Raw genomic sequence first — 9,219 nt, forward strand, 5'->3', positions numbered from 1 at the left:
GTTTTTAAAAGCCTCCTCGTGAGGCTTTTTTATTGTCATGTTTTGAAACAATAAGCTGCAGTTTGCCCCTATGACAGTTTGATGAACCCTTCTATATTGATTAAAACATGATCAATATTTATACAGAGAGTATGCCAGACAATCACTATCAAACTTTAGGGATCGCCAGAGATGCTTCGGCAGATCAAATTAAAAAAGCCTATCGAAAATTGGCGCGTAAATATCACCCTGACGTCAGTAAAGAGGCTGATGCTGAAGCGCGCATGCAAGCGATTAATGTTGCATACGACACCTTGAGCGATGCTGAAAAGAAAAAACAATATGATTTTGAACTCGATCATCCACAAGGATATGCTGGGTTTAATGCTGGCAACCAAGGTGGTTTTGACCAATCTCAGTTTTATCACCAATCGACGAGTGATGGTCAGCATGCGGACTTTAGTGGATTTGAAGACTTGTTTGGTCGTTTTGGGCAAGGTTTTGGTGGCGGTGACTATCAGTATCAACGTGCAAACCGCCAAACCAAGAGCTTCCGTGGTGAAGACCAACACGCCAGTTTAGAAGTGGATTTAGAGATTGCCTTTCATGGTGCAACCCAGAATATCACCTTACAGATTCCAAGCCTGAATGCACATGGTGAGCCTGAAGTGCAACGTAAAACCCTGCAAGTTAAAATTCCTGCAGGTATGAAATCAGGTCAACAAATTCGACTCTCCGGCCAAGGGCAAGCCGGCTATAACGGTGGAGCCGCTGGCGATTTATACATTGAAATTTTGTATAAACAAACCGAGCAAACCCGTGTAGAAGGTGCGGATATTTTCCAACAACTGAATATCAGTCCATGGGAAGCTGCATTGGGTCAAAAAATTGCATTTACCAGTCCTGATGGCAAAACATTAGAGCTACAGATTCCTAAAAATGCGCGTACTGGACAGCAGCTACGATTAAAGGACAAAGGGATACCAAACAAAACACCCGGACAGCTTTACCTGATTTTAAATATAGTGATACCAGCTGCACAAACAGAACAAGAGCAACAAGCTTATGCGGCTTTTGCTCAAGCTTTTCCGTCATTTAATCCACGACAGTCTTAAGGAGAGCACCATGACAACAATTCATTATCGTGAAATTGTCTGTGACGGATGTAAACAGACTGAAATCGTAGACGAAAAAAGTAGTTTTGATCTACAACACTTTGCCTCTGCCTGTGGGCAAAGTCCAGAATGGGTTCTGCAACTACTCGAATACGATATTCTGCCTAGCCGTTCAGAAGACAGGATTCATCAATTTTTTGGCGATGATATATCTCGCGCACGGCGTGCCTATCGGCTTCAACGAGATTTCGATGCCAGTTTTACTGCGGTCGCCATGATGCTCGACCTAATTGATGAAGTCCAACAACTACGTCGCCAAGTGAAACACCAACAGCTTCATTCGCACTAAATGTATTCGTGAACGCTCTGTCCTGCAGGGCGTTTTTCTTTTTTCTTGTAGAGGAAATGATCGACAACCATGAAAACACGAGATTGCAATAAAAAAGTCAAAAACATGTTTCCTGAGTACCGTGATTTGGTCACTCAGTTACGTGATGAAAATCCGCATTTTGCGCGGATCTTTGAAGAACATGATGAGTTGGATCGCGAAATCATTCAATTGGAATTAGATCCTGTCAATCACCACAACACAGATATTGAGACCATTAAGCGTAAGAAATTAAAGCTAAAAGATGAAATTTACCGCTTGCTGAAAAGTAATGAAAATGATGATTTCTCTTGAGATATCGACTCATGTATAGGGGAATTTTCATGATGCATGTCGTTCGCAGTACAACCCTCGAGGCTAAGCAATTGAATGGCTAAGACCATAAGGATCGGTCAAATCGGGTTGTACTGCAGATTTTTAAAAAATAAAATTTTAAAAACAATAAAATCATGACAAAGGATTCATCATGCAAATACATCATGTGCTATTTGGAGCATTACTCAGTTTCAGCGGTCTGTTGCATGCCAGTGATATGACCGGTGTTTGGAAAACAATTGATGACCAAACAGGATATTCACGCGGTGATGTTACTGTCGTTAAAAATGCCGACGGGACGTATAGTGGAACACTCACTGCAATACGCCCACTGCCATACAAACCCTTGGTCGAAGTGTGCTTAAAATGTAAAGGCAAACTCAAAAATGCTCCCTTGGTGGGCCTCGAAATTATCAAAGGATTTAAATCAGACCCACAACATCCAAATGAATATAGCAATGGAACCGTGCTCGATCCCCTTTCAGGTAATGTCTATAAAGGCAAAGCCAAGCTGAGTGCAAATGGCAAACGCTTAACCATGCGCGGCTATATTGGCGTGTCTGCACTCGGACGTAGCACCACATGGATTCGTAATGATTAACAACTAAACCCATCCATCAGAGAAGCTGACACGAATTATTTGAGTTTCGTCAGCTTCTCAATTTCTTTCATGGTTTTAACCGTACCTTTGACTGTGCCCTTCACCGTCTGTTTGATTGGTTCATAATCCATAAACCAAAACAGATTCATATGTTGATCGCCGTGCTGCTGTGCCAACATATCAATCACGCTTTTTTCACCGCGCCCGACCAAATGCCGTCGATAAAAATAATACAGCAGTAAAATCGTGGTCATCAGCATGATGCCGAGCATGATCCAAAAACCGGTTGGTGATTTAAGTCCAGGAATGAACTCAAAGTTCATGCCGTATATGCCGGTTAATAAGGTTAATGGTGCGAAAATTGCCGTAATAATCGCTAAAATACGCATATTTTCATTGGTTTGGTTGGCAACGGCTGAAAAATGCAGATCAATGGCGGCCTGCACGGCACTGCGTAATCGTGTGGTATGTTTTTGAATGCGTTCGATATGGCTGGTTAAATCATCTACGCGAACCAGCATGATATCCTGCTTTTCACTGCGCTTTTTACCTTTCAAATGCGGGTAATTATCTACAACTTCATCACGCAGTTCTTGCAAAGCTTCAATTTGCTCTTCACACAAATTTTCCACTTGCTGAAAGGCCATATTTTCCTGCAGCAGCTGATGCCACTTGGTAAATCGCCGATGCCCTTGCAGCAACTCTTGCTGCCAAAACTCGACACGGCGGGTCAACGGAACACGTAAATCGAGGTATCCATCCACCATATTATTTAGTAAGCGCAATGCCAAATCTAAGGGTGTAAGGGCTAATTTTCGCGGTTTATTTTGTTCATCAATCGGCCGAGAAATTAAGGTTTCAATCCGTTGGATATAACTTTCAATCGCTTTGTTGCCTTTTTCGCGTACTGTAATCAGCACTTGTGGCGTGAGCAAAAAACTGATCGGGGTGGTCGCCAAACCAAAGACCCGCTCATGCTTTTCAAGCGCATCGGCGCCGGCAGCAATTTGGTCATCGGGTGTAACCATTTTTCTAAAAATTAATAAATCGTAATCATCAAGTGTGTCAAAAGCACACGGATGCTCTAAATTTAAAATATCCCGCAGATGGTATTCATTGACCCGCAAGTCTGATGCCTGAAAAATATCACTCTGCCACTGCTCTGGACGGTTGACGACATCTTCACGGGTACAATCAATCCAAATAAACTCAGGCTCAAGTTCAGGATGATGCTCACATTGCGCTTGGTCTTGCACATAGATATGCGCGGCTGTTGGATGCTGAAAAAAATAATAGGTTTGCATATCTCATTTATTATTGTGTTTACTTTTTGCATGATGCCATAAAAAAAGCCTTGAGCAAGTCAAAGTTCATACTCTGACTACACTCAAGGCTTTTTAGACTCCATTCACAGCGCCGTAACCCTGTGAATCAGCAAACCATTAAGCTTGTTCGATGTCTTTCATGGTTAATTTGATACGACCACGGTTGTCGACATCAGCAACTTGTACTTTGATCTCTTGACCTTCAGACAATACGTCTGAAACGTTCGCAATGCGTTCGTTTGAAATTTGAGAGATGTGAAGTAAGCCATCAGTACCTGGAAGGATGTTTACAAACGCACCAAATTCAACGATACGAATCACTTTACCAGTGTAGATTGTACCTGGTTCGATTTCAGCAGTAAGCGCTTGGATTTTTGCAACAGCAGCAGAAGCAGCCGCTTTAGTTTCACCAAATACGCGAACTGTACCGTTATCTTCGATATCGATTGCTGCTTTAGTTTCTTCAGTGATCGCACGAATCGTTGCGCCGCCTTTACCAATCACATCACGGATCTTATCAGGGTTGATGTTGATCACTTGGAATGTAGGCGCGTGCATAGAGATTTCAGGGCGAGCGCGTGAAATCACTTGGTTCATTGCATTTAAGATGTGCATACGACCTGCATACGCTTGGTTCAATGCAACTTCCATGATCTCTTCAGTAATACCTTCGATCTTGATGTCCATTTGAAGTGCAGTAATACCGTTTGCAGAACCTGCTACTTTAAAGTCCATGTCGCCAAGGTGGTCTTCGTCACCCAAGATGTCAGAAAGAACTGCGAAACGCTCGCCTTCTTTTACTAGACCCATTGCGATACCCGCAACTGGTGCTTTAAGTGGAACACCTGCGTCCATAAGTGATAGAGAAGCACCACATACAGAAGCCATTGAAGATGAACCGTTAGATTCAGTGATGTCCGATACGATACGGATCACGTACGGGAAGCGGTCAGCTGCAGGAAGTACAGCTTGAACACCACGACGCGCTAGACGACCGTGACCGATTTCACGACGTTTAGGACCAGATTCACGACCAGTTTCACCTACAGAGTATGCAGGGAAGTTGTAGTGCAACATGAAGTTGTCAGTTTTTGTACCCGCTAATGTATCGACCATTAACGCATCACGTGTATTACCCAAAGTTGTTGTTACCAACGCCTGAGTTTCACCGCGTGTGAATAATGCAGAACCGTGGGCACGGTCTAACACGCCAACTTGTACGTCAAGCGCACGAACTGTTTTAGTATCACGGCCATCAATACGTGGTTTACCTGACAAGATGTTGTCACGTACTGTACGGTATTTAAGGTCTTCGAATAATTCAGCTAAGTCGTCAGCGATACCGTCAACGTCTTCTTCTGGAACGAATTGAGCAACAGCTTCAGCTTGAAGCGCATCAAGTGCTGCATAACGATCGTGTTTAACAGCGATTGTGTATGCTTCAGAGATTTTCGCTTCAAACGCTTCTTTTAATTTTGCACGAAGGTCTTCGTTTTTCGCAGGTGCAGTCCAAGTAGACTCTGTTGCACCAGCAGCTGCAGCAAATTCTTTAATCGCTTGGATCGCGATTTGCATTTCGTCATGACCGAACAATACAGCACCAAGCATTTGGTCTTCAGAAAGTTCTTTCGCTTCTGATTCAACCATCAATACTGCAGATTCTGTACCAGCAACCACAAGGTCAAGGTCAGATTCTTTAAGCTGTTCGTGGTTCGGGTTAAGGATGTATTCACCGTTGATTAAACCAACGCGCGCACCACCGATTGGACCACGGAAAGGTGTACCTGCAATTGCAAGTGCAGCAGATGTACCTAACATTGCAGCAATGTCAGCATCCATCGTTTTGTCAGAAGAAATCACAGTCGCAGTCACTTGGATTTCGTTGTAGTAACCTTCTGGGAACAACGGACGAATTGGACGGTCGATTAAGCGTGAAATAAGAGTTTCAGCTTCAGACGCACGGCCTTCACGTTTACCATAGCCGCCCGGGATACGACCTGCAGCATATTGTTTTTCTTGGTAGTTAACAGTCAATGGGAAGAAGTCTTGACCTGCTTTAGCTGTTGGCTGAGCAACAACGGCAACAAGAACTTGTACACCACCCATAGTGATGATTACAGTGTTCGCTTGACGCGCAACACGGCCTGTTTCTAGGACAACTTGATGCTGACCATATTGGAATTCTTTACGAATAATATTAAACATCGACATGTTTTATTTTTTCCTGATTTTATTCTAGTGGAGACCCCTAAGGTTTGGCATTCACTCAACGCCCCAAACGCTGCAACATAAATGACAAAGCTTAGAAGCCGACCTCACTAGATATTAAAAACATTAATTAAAAATACTAATTTGAGACACAAAGAAGGAGCGAATCATCGCCCCTTCCCCATTATCCAACCAAGGTTGGATAGACTTTAGTTTTCAGTAATACAGCACTAAGCATGCAATAGTCCGAAAATAAAAGTTTAAATCGAATTAACGACGTAAACCTAAAGCAGCAATCAATGCGCTGTAACGAGTAGCGTCTTTACCTTTAAGGTAGTCAAGAAGCTTACGACGTTGGTTAACCATACGGATAAGACCGCGACGGCTATGGTGGTCGTGTTTGTGCTCTTTGAAGTGACCTTGTAAATCATTGATTTGAGCAGTTAAAAGAGCTACTTGAACTTCTGGTGAACCAGTGTCGTTTTCAGCGCGAGCGAATTTTGCAACGATCTCTGCGCGATCTGCGTTTGTTAAAGCCATTCGATTTCTCCGAGATGCTTATAAAGTTAACTTTTGATACGAATCAACTGATAAATCAGCTGACTGCCGTGCATCACTACAGCAAGTGCATTATATTAAGGGAAAATCGTCCCAATTGCAAAAAGAGATGGCCGACTTCGTCAGGTTTTCATGACGACAATAGCGCCTTATTTTTCACATCGATTCCATTATAAATTTTTTATATGTTTCGATACTTTATGCGACACAAAACCGCATATTTCTAACATGTTGAATACGATGTCATTGAATGAATTTTAAACTGATTTTTTGATATATTTTGCCACTCGATGTTTAACATGCAAAACTCAAAGTGGAATGATTAAAAAAAAGCCCGAGCTAAGCTCGGGCTTTTTTGCGCTGTAGTTTCTTCTTTTTTAGTTATTGTTTTATTATTTATTGTTTTATGTGGCGCTTTTCCGCGTCCTTATGTCAAACATTCCATGTTTTAACTTGCACTTCCTTATGTGGTAGATTTTGCCACAACGGCTATTAGATAAAAGTCGTATTTTTCGTATCTATATGTAAGCTTTTTCGTACATCGGTTAAGCTCTATTTCTTTTCTGTTACAGCGTATAGGCATTTCTTATTTTCCAGACATAAAAAAGCCCTGTAGTCTCTCCCAAAACTACAAGGCTTAGCGGCTGTAAGTTTCCTATTTCCTTACTTCACTGTAAGTTCGCTGTCTTTTGACGTTATTCTTATACTTTTGCGATTTTACTCAACCATCCGTGTTGAGTTCTTTTTCTGTGAAGTCATCTTCTCAAAAAGCTCTAAAAAGCTCTATGCGCAAATCTCCTGAATCGATGTAAGCCATTTCTTACAAAATACGGTACATTTTGCCTAGGCTTTACAAAGGTAGGTGATTGTTAATTTTTTCTAACAGACCACTGACACGCGCTGTTCTTTTTATAAGCGCTTTTGCCAATGCATCTTTTGCAACAAGCAAACTCACCACTTTTTTTGCACGAGTGATGGCGGTATAAATCAGCTCTTTACTCATCATTTCAGTTGCATGATTTTCCAAAACTACCGCCGTATGGGTAAATTCAGAACCTTGAGACTTATGTATGGTCAAGGCATAGGCGGTTTCTATACTTTTAGGTAACCGTGTTGCCACAACCCATTTATCCAAACTTGGAAAATAAACCTCAAACTGCGACTTTTCCGTCATCGGTCGTTTTAAGCAAATCCCGATATCACCATTTGATAGTCCAAGTTGATAATCGTTATAGGTCATCATGACTGGACGACCCACATACCAATCCCCTTGTTTCAACACACCCAAGGTATTTAAGACCCGAAGTTCAATCTGCTGATTGAGTTCATGTAAACCTAATTTTCCATGTCGAATGGCCGATAGAATCCGATAATCATCAAAATAGCGAATCAATTGGGCTAACCAATCTGCATATTCAGCGGGTTGCTCTGGCCATTGTTTTAACCATGCCACATAGGGCTGAAAACCATACATCAGTTGATCATAATATTTTGCCCAATGTGCCGCACTGTTCGTGGCGTCGGGGAGATATTGCAACTGAATCACATCGCTCATATTCGGTGTCAGTTGGATCGGCTGAAGCTCGGATGCAGACACTACCTGATGTTCGAATTTCGCCAGAACTTCTGTGGTTGTTTGCTGCTGTTCTTGTTGTTGAATAAAACTAGCAAACTCACCAATGGCTGCACCTTGCACAAAACGGCGGCTAGTCTGTAAATGGGTGCGGTTGGCTTGTAAGGCATCGACATCCTGAAGGTTGGCCAAAACTGCGCCAACATCGACCGAAGCCAGTTGTTCTGCATCCCCCAATAGAATCAGCTTGCTGTGTTGAGGGATTGCCGCGAATAGCATCTGCGCCAAACTTAAATCCAACATGGAGGCTTCATCGACCACAATAACGTCATAGGGTAAGCGTTGGCGCTCATTAAACCGAGGAATAGCGCGCGTCCCTAAACCCAATAGACGATGCAAAGTTACGGGTTTCAAATGTTTGTGAATAATCGAATAATGCTGCAATGCAGGATCTTTAAACGCTGCTTGTAAGGCTTCTTCCATTCGCTGCGCCGCTTTTCCTGTCGGCGCTGCCATCGCAATTCTTAAATTTGGATTTTGCTCATTCAACACGGCAATAATCCGTGCCAAGGTATAGGTTTTACCTGTCCCAGGCCCACCGGTAATGATATTAAAATTGTGCTGACACACCATGTGCAGTGCTTGAATCTGATGTGGATCGGTCAGTAAATCCTTTTCAATATTAAGCGTCTGCGTTTGATTAAGATCTTGTCCAGTTTGCTGCTTTAAACGTGCGACTTGCTTAGCCAAAGCATTTTCTAATGCCCAATAGCGATAGAGATAAAGTCGCTGTGAATCAAAAATAAAAGGTGCAACAGGTGTTTTTTCAGTTTGCTCATGCTGAACCATCTGAGCCAAACATTGAATCTGTGCATCTTCGGCCAAGATACAACTGTCGCCTTTTTCCACGGCTTGCATCAATTGTTGAATTAACTGATTTGCAGCAGGATGACTGGCTTGATTGGGTAAATAATGTTGGATTAAATAGTCAATCCAATCCGGTAAAACCGCATCTAAATCAGCAGTTTCTTGGGTATTTTGAGTAACTAAAACCTGCGTTTCTACAGTGTTTTCTTGTCCCGCGTGCAAAGGCTGTGCTGACAAGGCTTTTTGATCATTTTCCACACAGTTATCCTCAAACTTATCCACAAAGCAAC

Annotated in this window: 8 protein-coding genes; 4 read left to right on the forward strand and 4 right to left on the reverse strand. The window is 42.5% G+C overall.

Features of this window, described 5'->3' with window-relative positions; translation table 11 throughout:
- Positions 1-131 precede the first annotated feature (131 nt).
- The 4 genes from B1202_RS06715 (at position 132) to B1202_RS06730 (ending at position 2,398) form a co-directional block, all read left to right on the forward strand.
- The gene (locus tag B1202_RS06715) at positions 132-1,094 is read left to right on the forward strand and encodes a DnaJ C-terminal domain-containing protein (RefSeq protein ID WP_078189848.1); all 963 of its coding nucleotides are present in this window, start codon (positions 132-134) and stop codon (positions 1,092-1,094) included.
- Positions 1,095-1,104: 10 nt separating this feature from the next.
- A complete protein-coding gene (locus B1202_RS06720; RefSeq protein WP_078189792.1) occupies positions 1,105-1,443 on the forward strand; it encodes a chaperone modulator CbpM in 339 nt (112 codons plus the stop codon).
- Positions 1,444-1,512: 69 nt separating this feature from the next.
- Positions 1,513-1,776, forward strand: a complete 264-nt coding sequence (locus B1202_RS06725; protein WP_078189793.1) for a YdcH family protein — start codon at positions 1,513-1,515, stop codon at positions 1,774-1,776.
- A 172-nt stretch (positions 1,777-1,948) separates the two neighbouring features.
- The gene (locus B1202_RS06730; protein WP_078189794.1) at positions 1,949-2,398 is read left to right on the forward strand and encodes a DUF2147 domain-containing protein; all 450 of its coding nucleotides are present in this window, start codon (positions 1,949-1,951) and stop codon (positions 2,396-2,398) included.
- Between the two features lie 35 nt (positions 2,399-2,433).
- On the opposite strand, the gene B1202_RS06735 is transcribed toward B1202_RS06730, so the two are convergent.
- The 4 genes from B1202_RS06735 to recD form a co-directional block, all read right to left on the reverse strand.
- On the reverse strand, positions 2,434-3,702 hold the full coding sequence (locus B1202_RS06735; protein WP_078189795.1) for a magnesium transporter CorA family protein: 1,269 nt from the start codon (positions 3,700-3,702) through the stop codon (positions 2,434-2,436).
- Positions 3,703-3,840: 138 nt separating this feature from the next.
- Positions 3,841-5,928: a polyribonucleotide nucleotidyltransferase gene (gene pnp / locus B1202_RS06740; protein WP_171262611.1), complete on the reverse strand. Its 2,088-nt coding sequence runs from the start codon at positions 5,926-5,928 to the stop codon at positions 3,841-3,843.
- A 273-nt stretch (positions 5,929-6,201) separates the two neighbouring features.
- Positions 6,202-6,471, reverse strand: coding sequence for a 30S ribosomal protein S15 (rpsO, locus tag B1202_RS06745; protein ID WP_005007057.1), 270 nt, complete (start codon positions 6,469-6,471; stop codon positions 6,202-6,204).
- Positions 6,472-7,339: 868 nt separating this feature from the next.
- Positions 7,340-9,055: an exodeoxyribonuclease V subunit alpha gene (recD, locus tag B1202_RS06750; protein ID WP_228145139.1), complete on the reverse strand. Its 1,716-nt coding sequence runs from the start codon at positions 9,053-9,055 to the stop codon at positions 7,340-7,342.
- Positions 9,056-9,219 lie beyond the last annotated feature (164 nt).

Source organism: Acinetobacter amyesii (assembly GCF_002018365.1).
In the GTDB taxonomy this organism is placed as follows: domain Bacteria; phylum Pseudomonadota; class Gammaproteobacteria; order Pseudomonadales; family Moraxellaceae; genus Acinetobacter; species Acinetobacter amyesii.